This window comes from Kitasatospora sp. NPDC004723 (assembly GCF_040609255.1).
Taxonomy (GTDB): Bacteria; Actinomycetota; Actinomycetes; order Streptomycetales; family Streptomycetaceae; genus Kitasatospora.
Map to the genome: position 1 here is coordinate 1 of NZ_JBEXJT010000027.1, position 18,516 is coordinate 18,516.

The 18,516-nt window shown below is 75.7% G+C and carries 7 protein-coding genes; all 7 read left to right on the forward strand.

Translation table 11 applies throughout. The features are described 5' to 3' along the window. A partial coding sequence (locus ABZW10_RS23910; RefSeq protein ID WP_355369237.1) for an SDR family NAD(P)-dependent oxidoreductase occupies positions 1 to 9,216 on the forward strand: 9,216 nt, incomplete at its 5' end. Positions 9,217 to 9,252: 36 nt separating this feature from the next. Continuing rightward, positions 9,253 to 10,332: an alpha/beta hydrolase gene (locus tag ABZW10_RS23915; RefSeq protein WP_355369239.1), complete on the forward strand. Its 1,080-nt coding sequence runs from the start codon at positions 9,253 to 9,255 to the stop codon at positions 10,330 to 10,332. Positions 10,333 to 10,416: 84 nt separating this feature from the next. Further along, on the forward strand, positions 10,417 to 10,947 hold the full coding sequence (locus ABZW10_RS23920; RefSeq protein ID WP_355369241.1) for a hypothetical protein: 531 nt from the start codon (positions 10,417 to 10,419) through the stop codon (positions 10,945 to 10,947). Between the two features lie 126 nt (positions 10,948 to 11,073). Next, entirely contained in the window at positions 11,074 to 12,105 is a 1,032-nt protein-coding gene (locus ABZW10_RS23925) for a 3-oxoacyl-ACP synthase III family protein (RefSeq protein WP_355369243.1), read from the forward strand. Position 12,106: 1 nt separating this feature from the next. Then, the gene (locus ABZW10_RS23930) at positions 12,107 to 12,949 is read left to right on the forward strand and encodes a 2-oxo acid dehydrogenase subunit E2 (RefSeq protein ID WP_355369245.1); all 843 of its coding nucleotides are present in this window, start codon (positions 12,107 to 12,109) and stop codon (positions 12,947 to 12,949) included. Beyond that, positions 12,949 to 13,728 (forward strand): alpha/beta fold hydrolase, encoded by a 780-nt coding sequence (locus ABZW10_RS23935; protein WP_355369247.1) that lies wholly within the window; start codon positions 12,949 to 12,951, stop codon positions 13,726 to 13,728. Before ABZW10_RS23930 ends, ABZW10_RS23935 begins: the two co-directional genes overlap by 1 nt. An 81-nt stretch (positions 13,729 to 13,809) precedes the next feature. Continuing rightward, positions 13,810 to 18,513 carry a type I polyketide synthase gene (locus tag ABZW10_RS23940; RefSeq protein ID WP_355369249.1) on the forward strand — a complete coding sequence of 1,568 codons (4,704 nt, stop codon included), beginning with the start codon at positions 13,810 to 13,812 and terminating at the stop codon, positions 18,511 to 18,513. Positions 18,514 to 18,516 lie beyond the last annotated feature (3 nt).

The window sequence follows — 18,516 nt, forward strand, 5'->3', positions numbered from 1 at the left end:
ACCGGCACCAACATCAACTGGCCCACCCTCCTCGGCCACCACCCCACCCACACCACCCTCCCCACCTACCCCTTCCAACACCAGAGCTACTGGCTGCACCACGCTCCCGCCACCGACGTCACCACCGCCGGCATCACCCCCAACCACCACCCCATCCTCACCGCCACCATCGAACTCCCCGAAGGAATCCGGCTCTTCACCGGCCGCCTCTCCCTCAACACCCACCCCTGGCTCGCCGACCACACCGTCCACGACACCGTCCTCCTCCCCGGAACCGCCTTCGTCGACCTCGCCCTCCACGCCGCCCACCACACCAACACGACCACCATCGACGAACTCACCCTCCACACACCCCTGACCCTCACCACCGAAACCACCCTCCAACTCCAGGTCAACATCACCCCGCCGGACGGCGAAAGCGGCGACAGGACCCTGACGGTCCACTCCCGCGCGACGGGAGAGCCGGGAGAGGCAGACGAAAGCGCCTCCTGGACGCTGCACGCCACGGGTCGGCTCACCGCGGACCCGTCGGCCGAAGCGCGGGCCGCGGACCTGACGGCCTGGCCGCCGCCGGGAGCGACACCGGTCGACACGGCGACGCTCTACGACGACCTGGCGGACATCGGCCTGACCTACGGCCCGGTGTTCCAGGGTCTGCGGGCCGCCTGGCGGCAGGGCGACGACATCTACGCCGAGGTGGCGCTTCCTGAGGACAGCTCTCCCGAGAGCAGCACGCACGACGGCCATGTCGTGCACCCCGCATTGCTGGACGCGGCCCTGCACGCGCTGCTGCTGGGCGGCGACACCGCGGCGGCGAGCAGCGGTCCGGCGGTCCGGCTGCCGTTCTCGTGGAGCCGGGTGTCGGTGTCGGCCGCCGCTTCGACGAGTCTGCGGGTGCGCCTGGCGATGTCGGCGGACAGCCGGGAGAACGTCACGCTGACGGTCGCGGACGGTGTCACGGGTGCGCCGGTCGCGCACGTGGGGGCGTTGACGATGCGGCGGGTCTCCGCCAACCAGTTGGCGTCGGCGAAGTCCGCCGGCCGCGACGCGCTCTACCGGGTGGACTGGACGGTGGTGCCCTCGCCGGACGCCGCCTCGGCGCCGGCCGGTTCGTGGGCTGCCGTGGGCGGTGCCGCGGAGCTGCTCGATGTCGTGAACGGGCTGGGTGCGGCCGGTGCCGATGTCGCGGTCCACGCCGATGTGGCGGCGTTGTCTGCGGCGGTCGCCGAGGGCGTCCGGGTGCCGGACTTCGTGGTCGCGGCGTGCCCGGGGGTTCCGGGCGGCGGGGCTGCGCAGGTGCACCGTGCGGTGCAGGACGGGCTGGTGCTGGTGCAGCGGTGGCTGGCCGACCGGTCGCTGTCCGCGAGTCGGCTGGTGGTGGTCTCGCGGGGTGCGATCGCCGCCGCGGGCGCGGAGGACGTCGCGGACCTGCCGGCGGCCGCCGTGTGGGGTCTGCTCAGGGCGGCCCAGTCGGAGAACCCGGACCGGATCGTCCTGGTCGACGTCGACGGTCAGGAGTCGTCCTTCGCGGCGGTCGCGGCCTCGGTGGCCGCCGGCGAACCCCAGTTGGCGTTGCGCGGCGGTGTGCCGCACGCGGCGCGGCTGGTGAAGGCGGACGCGGGTCGTGCGCTGACGCCGCCGGCCGCCCCGGCCTGGCGGCTCGGGGTGAGTGCCCGGGGGACCCTCGACAACCTGACGCTGGTGGAGGCGCCGGACGCGCTGGAGCCGCTGCGGCCGGGCCAGGTCCGGGTGGCGATGCGCGCGGCGGGCCTGAACTTCCGCGATGTGCTGATCACGCTGGGGATGTACCCGGGTGAGGCGCCGATCGGCAGCGAGGGCGCGGGCGTGGTCCTGGAGGTGGGTCCGGAGGTGTCCGGGCTGGCGCCGGGTGACCGGGTCATGGGCCTGTTCGGCCTGTACGGGGGCTGCATGGGGCCGGTGGCGGTGTCCGACCACCGGTTGCTGGCGCGGATTCCGGACGGCTGGTCCTTCGCGCAGGCGGCCGCGACCCCCATCGTGTTCCTGACGGCCTACCACGCGCTGGCGGACCTCGGGGAGCTCCGCGCGGGTCAGAAGCTGCTGGTGCACGCCGCGACCGGCGGCGTCGGCATGGCCGCGGTGCAGTTGGCCCGGTACTGGGGCGCCGAGGTGTTCGGCACCGCGAGTGCCGGCAAGTGGGGCACGCTGCGCGGTCAGGGGCTGGACGAGGCCCACATCGCGTCGTCGCGCGACCTGGAGTTCGAGCGGCGGTTCGCCGCGTCGACGTCCGGTGAGGGTGTCGACGTGGTGCTGAACTCGCTCGCCGGGGAGTTCGTCGACGCGTCGCTGCGCCTGTTGGCGCGCGGCGGCCGGTTCCTGGAGATGGGCAAGACCGACATCAGGGACGCCGCCGTGGTGGAGGCCGGCCACCCCGGGATCTCCTACCGGGCGTTCGACCTGTTCGACGCGGGTGAGGACCGCATCCAGGCGATGCTCGGCGACCTGGTGGAGCTCTTCGACCGGGGGGCCCTGGAGCCGCTGCCGGTGACCGCGTTCGACGTGCGGCGGGCGCCCGACGCCTTCCGCCACCTGGGGCAGGCCAAGCACACCGGCAAGCTGGTGCTGACCGTTCCCTCGTCGCCGGCGGCCGATGGCACCGTGCTGGTGACCGGCGGCACCGGGACGCTGGGTGCGCTGGTGGCACGTCACCTGGTGACCGCGCACGGGGTGCGGCACCTGCTGCTGGCGAGCCGGCGCGGCCCGGACGCGCCGGGCGCGACCGGGCTCGCCGAGGAGCTGGAGGCGCTGGGCGCCCGGGTGCGGCTCGCCGCGTGCGACACCGCGGACCGCGAGGCGGCGGCGGGGCTGCTGGCCTCCGTCGATCCGGCGCACCCGCTGACCGCGGTGGTCCACACCGCCGGTGTGCTGGACGACGCGACGACCGCGTCCCTGACCCCGGAGCAGCTCACCGCGGTGCTGCGGCCGAAGGTCGACGCGGCCTGGAACCTCCACGAGCTGACGAAGGGCGCCGACCTCTCGGCGTTCGTGCTCTTCTCCTCCGTCGCGGGCACGCTCGGCGCTCCCGGCCAGGGCAACTACGCGGCCGCCAACGTCTACCTGGACGCGCTCGCCCAGCACCGGCGTGCGCGGGGTCTGCCCGGACTGTCCCTGGCCTGGGGCCTGTGGGCGCAGGCCAGCGGCATCACCGGTGGCCTCGACGAGACCGACCAGGCCCGGCTGGCCCGGGGCGGCATCGTCCCGCTCGCCACGGAGCAGGGGCTTGCCCTGCTGGACGCGGCGACGGCGTCGGGCGGCGACGCGGTGCTGGTGCCGGCCCGGCTGGACCTGTCCGGGCTGCGCCGGCAGGTGACGGCGGGCACGGCGCCGCCGATGCTGCGGGGTCTGGTGCGCACCTCGACCGGGTCGGCCGCCGCCGGTCCGGTCGGGGACGGGGCGGCGCTGGCGCAGCGGCTCGTGTCGCTGCCGGAGGCGGAGCAGCACCGGGTCGTGCTGGAGCTGGTGAGCGGCCATGTGGCGGCCGTGCTCGGGCACGCGTCGGCGGACGCGATCGACGCGACCCGTCCGTTCCAGGAGTTGGGCTTCGACTCGCTGGCGGCCGTGGAGCTGCGCAACCGGCTGGGTTCGGCCACGGGTCTGCGGCTTCCGGCGACGCTGGTCTTCGACTACCCGACGGCGGCCGCGATCGCCCAGCAGTTGCGGGCGGAGCTGGTCGACGCCGGGGGCTCGGCGGCCGCTCCGGTGGTGGTCGCCGCGGCGCGCGACGACGAACCGATCGCGATCATCGGCATGGCGTGCCGCTTCCCGGGAGGTGTGCGGTCCCCGGAGCAGCTGTGGCGGCTGGTCGCCGACGGTGTGGACGCGGTCGGCGACTTCCCGCCCGGGCGCGGCTGGGATGTCGACGCGGTCTACGACCCGGATCCGTCCGTGCCCGGCAAGACGTACACCCGCAAGGGCGGCTTCGTGCACGACGCGACGGACTTCGACGCGGAGTTCTTCGGGATCAGCCCCCGGGAGGCGACCGCGACCGACCCGCAGCAGCGGCTGCTGCTGGAGACGGCGTGGGAGGCGGTCGAGTACGCGGGCATCGATCCGGTGTCGCTGCACGGCAGCGAGACGGGGGTGTTCGTCGGTGTGGCGAGCCAGGGTTACGCGGCGGGGGCGAGCAACGCTCCGCAGTCGCTGGAGGGCTATTTCCTGACGGGCACGACGACGAGTGTCGCCTCGGGCCGGGTGTCGTACTCGCTGGGCTTGGAGGGTCCGGCGGTCACCGTGGACACGGCGTGCTCGTCCTCGCTGGTGGCCCTGCACCTGGCCGCCCAGGCCCTGCGCAACGGGGAGTGCGGCATGGCCCTGGCGGGCGGTGCGACGATCATGGCGACGCCCAGCATCTACCTGGAGTTCAGCCGTCAGCGCGGACTCGCCCCGGACGGACGCTGCAAGCCGTTCGCGGCGGCCGCGGACGGCACGGGGTGGGGCGAGGGCGCCGGCATGATCCTGCTGGAGCGGCTGTCGGACGCGGAACGCCACGGGCATCCGGTGCTCGCGGTGGTCCGCGGCTCGGCGATCAACCAGGACGGGGCGAGCAACGGGCTGACCGCGCCCAACGGGCCCTCGCAGCAGCGGGTGATCCGGCAGGCGCTCGCCAACGCCCGGCTGACGGCCGCCGAGGTCGACGTCGTCGAGGCGCACGGGACGGGCACGGTCCTGGGCGACCCGATCGAGGCGCAGGCCGTGCTCGCCACCTACGGTCAGGACCGGCCCGCGGACCAGCCGCTGTGGCTGGGGTCCATCAAGTCCAACATCGGGCACACGCAGGCCGCCGCCGGTGTCGCGTCGGTCATCAAGACGGTCATGGCGCTGCGGCACGAGCTGATGCCGCGCACCTTGCACATGGACGCGCCGTCGCCGCACGTGGACTGGGAGGCCGGCGCGGTCTCCCTGCTGGCCGAGGAGCGGCCCTGGCCGGAGCGGGGGCGTCCGCGGCGGGCCGGGGTGTCGGGGTTCGGCATCAGCGGTACCAACGCGCACCTCATCCTGGAGCAGGCGGCCGGGGTGGGTGACGCGCCGGGGCGGGAGGCCGACGGCGAGGCGTCGGCGCCGGTGCCGTGGGTGCTCTCGGCGAAGTCCGAGGAGGCGCTGCGGGCGCAGGCCGGCCGGCTGGCCGACCACGTGGCCGCCGATGCGTCGCTCGACGTGCGGAACGTCGGGTGGTCGCTGGCGACGGCCCGCAGCCACTTCGCGCACCGGGCGGTCGTCGCCGGTGAGGACCGCGACGCGTTGCTCGCGGACCTGCGCGCGCTGGCGGCGGGCGCCGAGACCTCCCGCCGGGCGGTGACGGGCGCCGTCGGCGCGGGCGACCGCAAGGTGGTGTTCGTCTTCCCCGGGCAGGGCTCGCAGTGGCCGGAGATGGCCCGGGCGCTGATGCGGACGTCGCCGGTGTTCCGGGATCAGGTCACGGCGTGCTCGCGGGCGCTGGCCGCGTACACGGACTGGACGCTCACCGACGTCCTGGAGGGCGCGGCGGACGCGCCGCCGCTGGAGCGCGTCGACGTCGTGCAGCCCGCGCTGTGGGCCGTGATGGTGTCGCTGGCGCGGCTGTGGGAGTCCTACGGGGTGCGGCCGGCCGCGGTGGTCGGCCACTCCCAGGGCGAGATCGCGGCGGCGTACGTCGCCGGGGCGCTCAGCCTGGACGACGCCGCCCGCGTGGTGGCGCTGCGCAGCCGGGCCATCCGGGCGCTGGCCGGGACGGGCGGCATGGCCGCCGTTCCGCTGCCGGCCGCCGAGGTGGAGGAGCGCCTGGCGCGCTGGGAGGGGCGGCTGTTCGTCGCGGGCGTGAACGGGCCGGCGTCGACGGTGGCGGCCGGGGAGGCGAAGGCCTTGGAGGAGTTCGTCGGCAGCTGCCGGGACGAGCGGATCCGGGCCCGGATGATCCCGGTGGACTACGCGTCGCACACCCCGCACATGGAGGCCGTCCGCACGCAGGTGGTCGAGGCGCTGGCTCCGGTCCGTCCGGTGGCCTCCTCGGTCCCCTTCTATTCGACGCTGGCCGGTGAGCGGATCGACACCGGCGCGCTGGACGCCGGGTACTGGTTCGAGAACCTGCGGGAGCGGGTCCGGTACGAGGACGCCGTGCGGCGGCTGCTGGAGGACGGGCACCGGGTGTTCATCGAGGTGAGCGCCCACCCGGTGCTGACCTTCGGCACCGAGGAGACCCTGGAGGCGTTCGGCGAGGGCGCCGCCGCCTTCGGCACGCTGCGCAGGGACGACGGCGGCCTGGAGCAGTTCCTGACGGCGCTGGGCCGCGGCTACGTCGAGGGGGCGGTGCCGGACTGGGAGGCCGTGTTCGGGCCGGGCGCGGCGAAGGTCGCCCTGCCGACGTACGCCTTCCAGGGCCGCACCTACTGGCTGGAGTCGGCGGCGGGCACCGGAGATCTGCGGACCGCGGGCCTGGGCGCGCCCGGGCACGCGCTGCTGGGTGCCTCGGTGGACCTGGCGGACGGCAGCGGGCAGGTGTTCACCGGGCGGCTGTCGTTGGCCACGCACCCGTGGCTGGCGGACCACGCGGTGCTGGACACCGTGCTGCTGCCCGGTGCGGCGCTGGTGGAGCTGGCGCTGCACGTCGCCGAGCACGGCGGCTGCGCGGGCGTCGAGGAGCTGACGCTGGAGGCCCCGCTGGTGCTCGACGAGCAGGGGGCCGTGCAGGTGCAGGTGACCGTCGGCGAGCCGGACGGGTCGGGCCGGCGCCCGGTGTCGATCCACTCCCGGCCGGACGACGACGGCGACTGGACGCGGCACGCGGCGGGTCTGCTCGGCGGCGCGGGGGCCGGCGACGGCTCGGTGCCGGACCTCGCGCAGTGGCCTCCGGCCGGCGCGCAGCCGGTCGACACCGAGGACCTGTACGACCGCTTCGCCGCCATGGGCCTGTCCTACGGCCCGGTGTTCCAGGGCCTGCGGGCCGCCTGGCGGGACGGCGGGACGGTGTACGCCGAGGTCGATCTGCCCGCCGGCACCGGGACGGACCTCTTCGGCATCCACCCGGCGCTGCTGGACGCGGCGCTGCACGCGGCGCTGCTGTCCCCGGTCGCCGAGAACGCGGACGCGCCGGGACGGGCGTACCTGCCGTTCGAGTGGAGCGGGGTGTCGCTGTTCGGCACGGCCGGCTCCGCCCTGCGGGTGCGGTTGAAGGCGCACGGGCCGGACGCGGTGGCGCTGGCGCTGGCCGACGGGGACGGCCTGCCGGTCGCCGCCGTCGAGCGGCTCGCGCTGCGCCCGGTCGGCGCCGAGCAGTTGGCGGCCGCGCGTGCGGGCCGGCAGGACGCGCTCTTCCGGCTGGAGTGGACGGCCGTCGCGCCGCCCGTGGCCGCGGGCGGCGGGGACGGCGGCCTGGCGGTGCTCGGTGAGGACGTGCTCGGGCTGCTCGGGGCGGCGGACCGGGTCGGGTACCCGGGTCCGGCCGAGCTGGCCGCGGCCGTCGGCTCCGGCGCTGCGGTGCCGGCGCGGGTGCTCGCCGCGTTCGTGTCGCCGGACGGCGCCGACCCGGCCGAGCAGGCGCACCGGGCCGCGTCGGGGGCCCTGGAGCTGGTGCGGGGCTGGCTGGCGGAGGAGCGGCTGGCGGATTCCCGGCTGGTCGTGCTGACCCGCGGGGCGGTGTCCTGCGAGGCGCGGGAGGAGGTCCGCGACCCGGCCGGGGCCGCGGTGTGGGGCCTGCTGCGGTCGGCCGAGGCGGAGAACCCGGACCGGTTCCGGCTGGTCGACCTGGACGGCGAGGAGGTGTCGGCGGCGGTCCTGGCGGGCGTGCTGGACGGTGCCGAGCCCCAGGTGGCGGTGCGTCGGGGCAGGGTTCTCGCGCCGCGGGTGGCGCGTGTCCCGGCGTCCGGTGCGTCCGGTGCCGCGCCGGCCGTCGATCCGGACGGCACCGTGCTGGTGACCGGTGGCACGGGCACGCTGGGCGCGCTGGTGGCGCGCCGTCTGGTGGCCGGACACGGGGTGCGGCGGCTGGTGCTCACCAGCCGGCGCGGGCCCGCGGCTCCCGGCGCGGCCGGGCTCGTCGAGGAGCTGGAGGCGCTGGGCGCCCGGGTGCGGGTCGCGGCGTGCGACACCGCCGACCGGGAGGCGGTCGCCGCGCTGCTGGCGTCCGTCGAGGCGGAGCACCCGCTCACCGCGGTCGTGCACGCCGCGGGTGTGCTGGACGACGGCACGGTGACGTCGCTGACGCCGGAGCGTCTGGCGGCGGTGCTGCGCCCCAAGGTGGACGCGGCCTGGCACCTCCACGAGCTGACGAAGGACGCCCCGTTGGCGGCGTTCGTCCTGTTCTCGTCGCTGGCGGGCACGATCGGCAGCGCGGGCCAGGCGAACTACGCCGCCGCCAACGCGTTCCTGGACGCGCTCGCGCAGCACCGGCACGCGGCCGGGCTGCCGGCCACCTCGGTGGCCTGGGGCCTGTGGGCCGACGGCAGCGACATGACCGGTGGCCTGGACACGGCCGACCGGGCGCGGCTGGCCCGCGGCGGTGTCGTACCGCTGTCGGCCGAGCAGGGCCTGGCGCTGTTCGACGCGGCCCTGGCCGCACCGGAGGAGCCGCTGCTGCTGGCCGCCCGGCTGGACCCGGTGGCGCTCGGCCAGGCCGGTCCCGGGATGGCGCAGTCGGTGCTGCGCGGCCTGCTGCGCACCCCGGCCCGGCGGGCCGCCTCGGGCACGGTGTCGCTGGCCCGGCAGCTGGCGGGGCTGGACCCCTCCGGGCAGGAGAAGGCGGTGCTCGATGTCGTGCGCGGCCTCACCGCGGCCGTGCTGGGGCACGGTTCGGCGGACGCGGTCGACCCGGAGCGCTCCTTCCAGGAGCTGGGCTTCGACTCGCTGATGGCGGTCGAACTGCGCAACCGGCTCAGCGCGGCCGCGGACGTCCGGCTGACCGCGACCATGGTGTTCGACTATCCGACCGTGGCGGCGCTCTCGGGCTTCCTGCGGACCCGGATCGCCCCGGAGGCGGCCGACGCGTCCGCGACGGTGCTGGCCGAGCTGGACCGGCTGGAGTCGGCGCTGCTGTCCATGGCCCCCGACCACACCGCCCGCCCGGCGGTCACCACGCGGCTGCAGACGCTGATGGCCAAGTGGGGTGACGCGGCGGCGGCGGAGTCCGCCCAGGTCACCGAGCGCATCCAGGCGGCGACCACCGACGACCTGTTCGCCTTCATCGACAAGGAGCTCGGCCGTGCCTGACCCGGGCCGCGATCACCGTCCGAGAGGAACCGGCGCATGAACGACGTGGAGGAACTCAAGAGCTACGTGGGCGTCCACGCCCGCGGCCAGCGGATCGCCCGCTACCAGGAGGTCCTGGACCGCATCCGCACCGACGGCTCCGGCCCGGGGTCGTGGGTCCACGAGTGGGTGGCGGCGGGGCAGCAGCTGGAGCGGCGCGGACGGCACCTGGAGGCGAGCCGGCACTACCTCATGGCCAGGTTCCCCTTCGTCGACGGGCCGGACCGCAAGGACGCCCTGGACCGGGCCGCCGCCTCGTTCGAGCGGTGGAGCGCCGGGCGCGAGGTGTCCCGGCTGGAGGTGGACGTGGACGGGGGCCGGGTCGGGCTGTGGCAGTCGGGGCTGTCCCCCGTCGACCGCAGGCCGCTGCTGCTGGTCATGGGAGGCATCGTGACCGTCAAGGAGCAGTGGGCTCCGGTGCTGCCGGTCTTCCGCAGGATGGGCATGGCCGCCGTCGCCCTGGAGATGCCCGGCACCGGGGAGAACCCGCTCCGGTACGGGCCGGAGTCCTGGCGGATGCTGTCCGGCGTGCTGGACGCGCTCCAGGGGCGGGCCGACGTGGCGAACACGTACGCGCTGACGCTCAGCTTCAGCGGCCACCTGGCGCTGCGGTGCGCGGTCGACGACCCGCGGATCCGCGGGGTCGTCACGGCGGGCGCGCCGGTGGCGGACTTCTTCACCGACCGGGCGTGGCAGCGGGCGCTGCCGAGGGTCACGGTCGACGCCCTGGCGCACATGGCCGCGACCGACCCCGGTGAGGTCCTGGACTCCCTCGCCGGCTGCGCGCTGACCGACGCCCAGCTGTCGGGCCTGGACATCCCGGTGCGGTACATCTCCAGCCTGCGGGACGAGATCATCCCGCCCGGCGACGTCGCGCGGCTGCGGGCGCACCTGCGGGACCTGGAGGTGGTCGAGTACGACGACGTCCACGGGGCCCCGGACCACGCGGTCGAGAACCAGCTGTGGTGCGCCCGTTCCCTGCTGCGGATGAGGGGGGTGCGGTCGCTGCGCGGCGCGGTCATCGGCGGGCTGTGGCGGGCCCGCCGTTCGCGGGCGCGGCTGGCCGGAAGGCGTTAGGGCCGCATTAGCGGCTGCGCGGATCCTCGTCACGACCCGTACCACCTGTGTCTCCTCCGGCCGCGCGCCGGAGAAAGGACAGACATGTCCCGTACCACTGCGACCGTGCGACCGGCCCGCCTCGCGGCCTTCGCCGTCACCGTCAGCAGCGCCCTCGTCCTCGCCGGCCCCGGCGTCGCCTCGGCGGCGTCGCCCACCGGGGAGCTCGCCTCCCGGGGCTGCGTCGTCTTCGAGAACCTCACGGACACGGTGGTGGCTCTCGAGATGCACGACCAGGGCTCCCCGGCGATCGAGGTCGGGGACGGCGCCACGGTCCACGACGTGCTGACCGATGCCGAGGGCCGGTCGGTCGGCTCGCTGACCGGTGAGATGTCGATCGTGTTCGCCAGGCAGAGCGACCAGCACTTCATCGGCTACTACCGCGAGGAGATCCAGCTGCCGGGCGGGTCCGTCCGGACCGCCGGCCTGGTCGACATCGCGGGATCGACCGCGGGCGTGCCGCAGACCGTGGCCGCCTTCGGGACCTCCGGCCGCTACCGGGGCAAGCTCGGCACCCGCACCTACCAGCTCGTCGCACCCAACGTCTACCTCACCAACATCAAGGTGTGCGGCTGACCTCAGGGCCGATTCAGCGACGCCGCTGAGCAGGGACCGGTGTGCGGGGTCGGGGGTGGCCCCGGCCCCGCGCACCGGTTCGCGTCTGTCGCCGATCCCTGACGCCGCCGCCGGAAAGGACCTCAGATGCACACTCCGGACATCCACATCCGCTCGGTGGGGACGGCGCTGCCCGGCCCTCCCGTCGACAACGCCGCCGTGGGCCGGCGGTTCGGCATGGACGCGCTGTGGGAGCAGTGGGTCGACGCGTTCGTCGGCACCCGCTCGCGGCACCTCGCGGTGGACCTGGAGTCCGGCGAGCGCCGGCACTCGCTCGTGGACATGGGCGAGCAGGCGGCGCGCCGGGCGCTGGAGGCCGCCGGCGTGGACGCGGCGTCCGTGGATCTGATGGTGTTCGCGACCGCGACCCCGGACGTGTTGATGCCGGCCTCGGTCAACCTGGTCGCCGACCGGCTGGGCATCGACGGCGTGCCGACGTACCAGCTGCAGTCGGGCTGCTCGGGGGCGTTCCAGGCGCTCGATGTGGCGTACAAGATGCTGCTCACGGGCCTGCACCGGACGGCGCTCGTGATCGGCGCCGACACCTGTGCCAAGCATCTGGACCTCTCCGCCGACCTGCGCAGCCTGCCGCCGACGGAGATGGTGAACTTCATGCTGTTCGGGGACGGCGCGGGGGCGATCGTGCTGTCCACCGAGCCGACGCCCGGGTCGGTGCGCCTGCACCGGGTGCTGAACCGGCTGACCGGACTGGGCCGCGCGCCCGCGCAGACCATCGAGTGGTTCGGCACCGCCGACCGGCACGAGAAGCGGCCGTCGAGCAGCGAGGACTACAAGGCCATCGAGGAGTCGGTGCCGGTGATGGCCGTGGAGATCCTCCAGGAGCTGCTGGAGGACTTGGACTGGCAGGAGAGCGACGTCGACTACCTCCTGCCGCCGCAGCTGTCCGGGCAGATGACCGCGAAGATCGTCGCGGAGCTGGGCATGGTGGACGCGCAGGAGGTCAGCTGCGTCCGCGAGACCGGGAACAACGGCAACGCCCTGCCGTTCCTGCAGCTGGAACGGCTGCTGCCGAGGATGGTGCAGGGCGACCGGGCCCTGGGCATCGCGATCGAGTCCAGCAAGTGGATCAAGGCCGGGTTCGCCCTGGAGAAGGTCTGACATGACGCAGCCCTCCGCCGTGACGGCGATGGCCCGGGAGCGCCGGCACACGCTGGCGTTCCTGGACGAGATACGCCCGTTCGCCCCCGTCTTCCTGGACACCGAGGTCGACATGGGCGAAGTGGTCGCCCACCGGGGCGCGGCCCGTGCCCTCGGCCGGCGCTACTCGGTGGTGTCGTACATCCTGCTGGCGGCCGCGCGGGCGCTGCGGGACCACCCCGAGGCCAACGCGGCGGTGCGCGGCCGGCGCCGGCCGCGGATCGCCCGCTACGCGGCGGTGAACGGCAAGCTGGCGCTGGACCGGAAGGTCGGCGGGCGCCGCGTCGTGCTCTCCGCGGTGCTGCCGGACCTGCAGCGGGCGGACCTGGCGGAGATCCAGCGGCGGGTGGAGCACTTCCGCGACGGCGATCCCGCAACCATGCCCGAGTTCGCCGGCGCGCGGCTGCTGCATCGGCTGCCGTGGCCGCTGCGGCCGCTGCTGTTCCGGCTCGGGGTGCGGCCGCTGCGGCGGCGTGCGGCCGTGTTCGGCACGTTCGCGGTCAGCTCGCTGGGCCACGGCGTGGTGGACGGCTTCCACTCGGTCGGCGGGACGACCGTCACGCTCGGCGTGGGGCGGATCGCCGACCGCCCGGTGGTCCGGGACGGCCGGGTCGTCGTGGCGCCGGTGATGCGGCTCAGCCTGGCCTTCGACCACCGGGTCATCGACGGGGCGGAAGCCGCCGACGTCCTGGCGGACGTGAAGCGGCACCTGGAGCGGTTCGCCGAGACCGCAGCGGACGGCGCGTCCGCCGGTGCGGACGGCCTGGTGGCGGAGGCCTCGGCCGCCGCGGACACGGTCCGATGATGCCGCGGAGCCCCGTCGGCACCCTGGCCGCCGGACCGGGCACCCGCTACGTGACGGCGGCGCCCGACCGGCGGGCCCGGCTGCGGCTGCTGTGCTTCCACCACGCGGGCGGCGCCGCGTCCGCGTTCGCCGGCTGGCAGCGGGCCCTCGGCCCCGACGTCGCGGTGCTGCCGGTCCAGCTGCCGGGCCGCGAGGGCCGGATCCGCGAACCGCGCCTGCTCGACATGGACGAGCTGGTCGACGAACTCGACGACCAGCTGGGCCCGTTGCTGGCCGGCCCGCACGCCTTCTACGGACACAGCATGGGCGCGCTGGTGGCCTACCGGCTGGCCTGCCGCCGTCAGGAGGCCGGCGCGCCCCCCGCCGCGCTGCTGCTCGGCGCCTACCCCGCGCCGCACCTGCCGACGGCGTTACGGGACGAGGTGCAGCACCTGCCCGACGACGAGCTGACCGCGCTGCTGCTGCGGATCGGCGGAATGTCGCCCGGGCTGGTCGACCACCCGCTGTGGATGTCGGCGGCGCTCTCCCTCTTCCGGGACGACCTGCGGCTGTGCCACAGCCGTCCCGGCCCGGCCGCCGAACCGCTGGACTGCCCGGTGGAGGTGTTCGCCGGCACCACCGACCCGCTGCTGGCGTCGTCGGACGCGGCCGCGTGGCGGCGCCACACCCGCGCGGCCTTCCGGCTCCACCTGGTGCCGGGCGGCCACTTCTTCACGCGGGAGAGCGAGCCGGTGTTCCTGAGCCTGCTCAGCTCGGTGCTGGCCGCAGCGGCGCGTTAGAACGCGCCAAGGCTGCCGTTAGCCGCCGCGACCAGTCTGTCTGCCGTGTCCCGTCCCGTCTCGGGGAAGGTCGAAAGTCGGATGACGCAGGAAGAGAAGCTCGTCGACTACCTCAAGTGGGTGACGGCCGATCTGCACAGCACTCGGCAGCGCCTGTCGGAGGTCGAGTCGGCCCGGCAGGAGCCCATCGCGATCGTCGCGATGAGCTGCCGCTACCCGGGCGGGGTCGCCTCCCCGGAGGATCTGTGGCGGCTGGTCGCGGACGGCGCGGACGCCGTCTCCGGATTCCCGGTGGGCCGCGGCTGGGACGTGGAGGGCCTGTACCACCCGGACCCGGACCGGCCCGGGACGACCTATGCCCGGGAGGGCGGCTTCCTCCACGACGCCGACCACTTCGACGCCGCGTTCTTCGGGGTCAGCCCGCGCGAGGCGGTCGCAACCGACCCGCAGCAGCGGCTCCTGCTGGAGGCGTCCTGGGAGGCGCTGGAGCGCGCCGGGATCGACCCGACCAGCCTGCGGACCTCGGCCACCGGCGTGTTCGCCGGGGTGATGTACGGCGACTACGGGACGCGGGTGCAGCCGGTGCCGCCGGAGGTCGAGGGCTACGTCGGCGCGGGCAGCGCCGGCAGCGTCGCCTCGGGACGCGTGTCGTACACGCTCGGCCTGGAGGGCCCGGCCGTCACGGTGGACACGGCGTGCTCCTCGTCGCTGGTCGCGCTGCACCTGGCCTGCCAGGCGCTGCGCCAGGGCGACTGCACGCTCGCGCTGGCCGGCGGCGTCGCGGTGATGGCGACGCCCGGCGTGTTCATCGAGTTCAGCCGGCAGCGCGGGCTGGCCCCCGACGGGCGCTGCAAGTCGTTCGGGGCCGGGGCGGACGGCGCCGGCTGGAGCGAGGGCGTCGGCATGCTCGTCCTGGAGCGGCTGTCCGATGCCCGCCGCAACGGGCACCCGGTGCTCGCCGTCGTCCGGGGCAGCGCGGTCAACCAGGACGGCGCCAGCAACGGCCTCACCGCGCCGAACGGCCCGTCACAGATGCGGCTGATCCAGCAGGCCCTGGCCAACGCCCGGCTGACGGCCGCGGACGTGGACGCCGTGGAGGGCCACGGCACCGGCACCACCCTCGGCGACCCCATCGAGGCGCAGGCGCTGCTGGCCACGTACGGGCAGGGCCGCGAGACGGACCGGCCGCTGCTGCTGGGCTCGCTGAAGTCGAACATCGGGCACGCCCAGTCGGCGGCCGGCGTCGGCGGCGTGATCAAGATGGTGATGGCGATGCGGCACGGCGTGCTGCCGAAGACCCTGCACGCCGAGAACCCGTCGCCCCACGTGGACTGGACGGCCGGCGACGTGGCCCTGCTGACCGAGCCCGTGGCGTGGCCGGAGACGGGCCGGCCGCGGCGGGCCGGCGTGTCGTCGTTCGGCATCAGCGGCACGAACGCGCACGTCATCCTGGAGCAGGCCCCGCAGGACGAGGCGGACGACGCCCCCGAGCAGGACGGTACGCGGCCGGTGGCAGGCGGCGTCCTGCCGTTCGTCGTGTCGGCGAAGACCCCAGCGGCGCTACGCGCCCAGGCGGCCCGGCTGCGGGAGCACCTGGCCGACGCCGACGGCGGCCCGGCCCCGCAGGACGTCGCCCTGTCGCTCGTCGTCTCCCGCACCCTCTTCGAGCAGCGGGCGGTGGTCGTCGCCCAGGACCGGGAGGGCCTGCTGCGCGGCCTGGACACGCTCGCCGCGGGCGAGAGCTCCACCGAGACCGTCACCGGCACGGCCGGCCGGGCCGGGAAGCTGGCGTTCCTGTTCACCGGGCAGGGCAGCCAGCGGCTCGGCATGGGCCGTGAGCTCTACGGCACCCAGCCGGTGTTCGCGCGGGCGCTGGACGCGGTCTGCGGGGAGCTGGACACGCGGCTGAGCCGTCCGCTGCTGGAGGTGCTGTTCGCCGCGCCCGGCTCGCCCGAGGCGTCGCTGCTGGACGAGACGGAGTTCACCCAGCCGGCGCTGTTCGCCGTCGAGGTGGCGCTGTTCCGGCTGATGGAGCACTGGTGCACGCACCCGGACTTCGTGATGGGCCACTCGATCGGCGAGTTGGCCGCCGCCCATGTGGCGGGCGTCCTGTCGCTACCGGACGCGGCGGCACTCGTCGCGGCCCGGGCCCGGCTGATGCAGGGGGCTCGGGCGGGCGGGGCCATGCTGTCGGTGCGGGCCGGCGAGGGCGAGGTGCTGGCGCTACTCGCGGGCCGGGAGGAGCGGGCGGGGATCGCCGCGCTCAACGGCCCCGCGTCCACCGTGATCTCCGGGGACGCCGACGCGGTCGCGGAGGTGGCCGCCCGATGCCGCGAACTCGGCTATAAGACAAAGCAGTTGAAGGTCAGCCACGCCTTCCACTCGGCCCACATGGACGGGATGCTCGACGCGTTCCGCAAGGTCGCCGAATCGCTGTCCTACGCGCCTCCCGCGATCCCCGTGGTCTCCAATGTGACCGGGCGGCTCGCGACGGCGGAGGAACTGGGCTCGCCCGCCTACTGGGTGGAGCACGTGCGCCGCACCGTGCGGTTCCTGGACGGCATGCGGTGGCTGCACGAGAACGGCACGACGGCCTGGCTGGAGCTCGGGCCGGACGCGGTGCTGAGCACCATGGGCCGCGAGTGCCTGCCGGACGCCGACGCCCTCCTGGTGCCGACCCTGCGTGGTTCCCGGCCCGAGGGCCGGGCCCTGACCACCGGACTGGCCCGGCTGTTCGCCCAGGGCCGCCCGGTGGACTGGGCGGCCGTGCTCGACGGGCGCGGCGCGCGGCGCGTCGACCTGCCGACCTACGCGTTCCAGCGCGAGCGTTACTGGCTGGACACGTCCGCCGCCCGCGCGGGCGCGCCGGGGCCCGGCGCCGCGCTCTCCCCCGGCGAGGACCAGGTCTGGGACGCCGTCGAGCGCAACGACCCGGCGGCGCTCGCCACGGCCCTGGACGTCGCCCCGGACGCCCCGCTCGGCACGGTGCTGGGCGCGCTCTCGGCCTGGCGGCGCCGGCCCCGGCAGCGCTACAAGGTCGCATGGCGGCCGCTCGCCGACCCGGCCGCCGGGCGCCTGTCGGGCACCTGGCTGGTGGCGGCCCCGGCGGGCGCCGCCGAACCGCTCGCGGCGGACGTCGCGGCGGCGCTGGAGGCGCGGGGCGCCCGGGTCGTGTCGGCCGAGTTCCCCGGCGGCGGGCCCGAAGAGGTGCTCGCCGGGCTGCCGGCGCACGCCTCCGGCGGCGACCTCACCGGCGTGGTGTCGCTGCTGGCCCTGGGTGAGAAGCCGTGGCCGGGGACGGCACCGGCCCCGTCGGGCGTCGCGGGCACCCTCGCGCTGCTGCGGGCCCTGGTCGACGCGGACGTCACCGCCCCGCTGTGGACGGTGACCCGCGGCGCGGTGGCCGCCGGGCCCGGGGACGGACCGGTCGACCCGGTGCAGGCGCAGGTGTGGGGCCTCGGACGGGCCCTGGCCGCCGAGTGGCCCCGGGCCTGGGGCGGCCTGATCGACCTGCCGGCGGCGCCGGACGCACGCACGGTGGCCCGGCTCGCCGGGCTCCTCGCCGCGGCCGACGGCGAGGACGAGATCGCGCTGCGCCCGGCCGGCGCGTCCGCCCGGCGGCTGGTGCCGGCCGCGGCGGGCCACCCGTCCGCCCCCGGCACGGCCTGGCAGCCCACCGGCACCGTGCTGGTGACCGGCGCGGACACCGCGCCCGGGGCGCACGCGGCGCGCCGGCTGGCCGCGGCGGGCGCCGAGCACCTGCTGCTGGTGAGCCCGTACGAGGGGAAGCCGGCCGACACCGACCGGCTCACGGCCGAACTGGTCGGCCTCGGAGCCCGGGTGACCCCCGCCGTGTGCGACCCTGCCGACCGCGGGGCGCTGGCGGCCCTGCTCGCCTCGGTGCCTGCCGAGCACCCGCTGACCGCGGTGGTGCACGGCGCGACCCGGCTGGACGACGAGGCCGCCGGCCCCCTCGACCTCGACCTGGTCGCCCGCCGCCTCTCGGCGGTCACCGACGCGGTGACCAACCTGGACGAGCTGACCGACGGCCTCGGACTCGCCGCGTTCGTGGTGCTCTCCTCCGTGCCCGGCACGTTCGGCTGCGCCGGACTGGGCAACCACGCCCCCGCGCACGCCTTCCTCGACGCGGTCGTGGAACGGCGCCGCGCCAGGGGCCTGCCCGCCTCCTCGGTGGCCTGGGGGCCGTACGAGGAGGACGGCGCCGGAACGGACGCCGGCCCGGTGGCGGCGCAGTGGCGGCGGCTGGGCCTGGCCGAGCTGCGGGTACGGCCCGCCGGCGATGTCCTCGACCTGGCGCTGCGGGGCGAGGGGGCGTCGCTGGTCGTCGCCGACGTCGACTGGGAGCGCTTCCTGGCCCACGCGGACGCCCGCCACCGGACCCGGCTGTTCGACGACCTCCCGGACGCGGCGCCGCACCTGGGCGAACCGGACCGGACGGACCCGGACCGGGCCCAGTGGCTGCGCGAGCGGCTCGAAGGCGCCGCGGCGGACGAACAGGCCGCGGTGCTGCTGGAGCTGGTGGTCGCCCTCGCCGCCGAGGTGCTGGGGCACAGCGGCCACGACGCGATCAACACCGGCCTGAACTTCCTGGAGCTGGGCTTCTCGTCCTTCACCGCCCTGGAGCTCGGCAACCACCTGGTGGCGGCCACCGGCCTGGACCTGCCGCCCGCCGCGATCTACGAGCACCCCACGCCCGCCGACCTGGCGCACTACCTGCGCGTGCGGATCGCGGAGCGGCTCTCGCCCGCCCACGTCCCCGCCTGAGCC

Bases quoted from the DNA above. Each gene is read 5' to 3' on its own strand.
- ABZW10_RS23915 (WP_355369239.1), top strand. From the start codon at position 9,253: ATGAACGACGTGGAGGAACTCAAGAGCTACGTGGGCGTCCACGCCCGC.
- ABZW10_RS23920 (WP_355369241.1), top strand. From the start codon at position 10,417: ATGTCCCGTACCACTGCGACCGTGCGACCGGCCCGCCTCGCGGCCTTC.
- ABZW10_RS23925 (WP_355369243.1), top strand. From the start codon at position 11,074: ATGCACACTCCGGACATCCACATCCGCTCGGTGGGGACGGCGCTGCCC.
- ABZW10_RS23930 (WP_355369245.1), top strand. From the start codon at position 12,107: ATGACGCAGCCCTCCGCCGTGACGGCGATGGCCCGGGAGCGCCGGCAC.
- ABZW10_RS23935 (WP_355369247.1), top strand. From the start codon at position 12,949: ATGCCGCGGAGCCCCGTCGGCACCCTGGCCGCCGGACCGGGCACCCGC.
- ABZW10_RS23940 (WP_355369249.1), top strand. From the start codon at position 13,810: ATGACGCAGGAAGAGAAGCTCGTCGACTACCTCAAGTGGGTGACGGCC.